Consider the following 2137-nt stretch of genomic DNA (forward strand, 5'->3'; position numbering starts at 1 on the left):
GCCTGCTGGTGGCGCGGACCTTCAGTCCGACCTGCGAGGGCAGGCTTTCGACCTTCATTGTCGAACGCGGGATGAAGGGATTCTCCTCCCGTCCGGTCGAGACCATGGTGCTGCAATGCACCGGAACGGCAGAGCTGGAATTCGACGACGTCATTGTCCCGGTCGAGAACCGGGTCGGCGAGGAGGGAACCGCTCTCGCCAGCACGCTGGACGGCCTGAATACCGCGAGGGTGAACATTGCCATGGGGGCGGTGGGCGCCGCCCAGGCAGCCCTCGATCTTTCGGTGGATTACGCCAGAACGCGGCAGCAGTTCGGCCGGCCCATCGGCAGTTTCCAGCTGGTGCAGAAACTGATCGTCGACATGACGGTCCGCACCAAGGCGGCCCGCGCCCTCAGCTACCAGGCAGCAGCGGCGCTGGATGCCGGGCGGGAGGCACGGGAAGACTGCTCGATCGCCAAACTCTATGCCACCGAAGCAGCCCATGAGGTCGCCAGCATGGCGATGCAGGTCCATGGCGGCCTCGGTTATGCCGCCGACTACCCGATCGAGCGAATTTTCCGGGATACCCGGGGCGGCATGATCCCGGAAGGCACCAGCGAGATACAGACCCTGATCGCCGGCCGGGAAATCCTGGGCATTTCCGCAATCACCTGAATACGGGCGACATGGGCAGCTACCAATTCCAGGACCTCACCTACCTGTTCAATCCGCGCTCGATCGCGCTGGTGGGGGCTTCCGACCGGCCGAACAGCATTGGCGGCCATGCGCTGGCCAATATCACCGATCACTCCGATTTCGACGGGGAGCTGTTCCTCGTCAATCCGACCAAGCCGGAGATCGGCGGCCGGAAATGTTATTCCTCGGTGGCTGCCCTGCCGCAGGCAGTCGACGTCGCGCTCATCGTCATTCCGGCTGCCGGAGTCGTTCAGGCGGTCGAGGAGGCGGCGGCGAAGGGCATTTCCTTTGCCGTCATCCTCACGTCCGGCTTCAGCGAAGCGGATGACGAAGACAAGGCCGCGGAGGAAAGGCTGAAACAGATCGTTGCGAACACCGGCATTCGCATCTACGGGCCGAACTGCCCGGGATTGTGCAACATCAACCGGCGCATCGGCATGACGTTTTCGCCGGCGTTCAAGGATGACCTGCGCAAAGGCCCCATCGGGCTGGCAACACAGGGCGGCGGGCTGGGGCGAAACCTGATGCAGGCGATGGACCGCGGCGCCGGATTTGCGCTCTGGTCATCCTCGGGCAACGAGGCAGACCTGCAGGTGGCCGATTTCATCCACTACATGGCCGGCGCGGATGACATCAAGGTCATCGTCACCCTGATCGAAGGCATCAAGGATGGTCCGCGATTCATGGAGGCGCTGGCGCATGCCGCCCGCCGCGGCAAGCCGGTGGTCGGCCTCAAGGTCGGCCGGTCGGAATACGGAGCAAAGGCGGCCCAGTCCCATACCGCATCGATTACCGGCTCGGCAGAGGTCAATAGCGCGGTCTTCCGCCAGCTTGGTCTCATCGAGGTGGATGATATCGACGAGCTGATCGACGTCGCCGCTCTGCTGGCGAGACGTGTTCCGCAGGGCGGGGAGGAGGTTGCTGTTTTCGCCTCCTCGGGTGGCGCCGCGTCGCTCTGCGCCGACAATGTCGGAACGGCGGGGATCAGACTTGCCAGATTCGCGCCGCATACGACCAAGGCCCTGAAGGCGGCGCTGCCGGACTACGCCGCGATCGACAATCCGGTGGATACCACCTCGGTGACGATCTCGAATCCGAAGGCTTTCAGCGATGCCCTTCTGCCGGTTGCGGAAGACCCGAATGTCGGGCTGGTGCTCTGCCCGATTGCCATGGATTACGGCAAGTACACCGAGGTTTCGGCCAGCCTGATCGTCGAAGTCCAGAGCCGGACCCAGACGCCGATCTGCCCGATCTGGATGAGCGACCGGCTGGGCAGCGGTTACCGGGTGCTCGACCATGCCGGCATCACGCCATTCCGCAGCCTGCGCAACATGGGCAAGGCCGTCCGGCGATGGATCGATTATGGCGCGTGGCGATCCCGGGCCGACCTGGCGTGGACACCTCTCGCCATGGCCGGCGGCGTTCCACCGGCACCGCAGAGCGTTCGCGCCTTGAGCGAG

At 64.5% G+C, this 2137-nt stretch carries 2 protein-coding genes; both read left to right on the plus strand.

From position 1 onward, the window contains the following. The coding region (locus VKZ87_RS08750; protein WP_324220868.1) for an acyl-CoA dehydrogenase at positions 1 to 656 on the plus strand (656 nt) is incomplete at its 5' end. A gap of 11 nt (positions 657 to 667) precedes the next feature. Next, positions 668 to 2137, plus strand: a 1470-nt coding sequence (locus VKZ87_RS08755) for an acetate--CoA ligase family protein (RefSeq protein ID WP_324220869.1), incomplete at its 3' end; no start/stop codon positions are given.

This window comes from Ferrovibrio sp. (genome assembly GCF_035304305.1).
GTDB lineage: Bacteria > Pseudomonadota > Alphaproteobacteria > Ferrovibrionales > Ferrovibrionaceae > Ferrovibrio.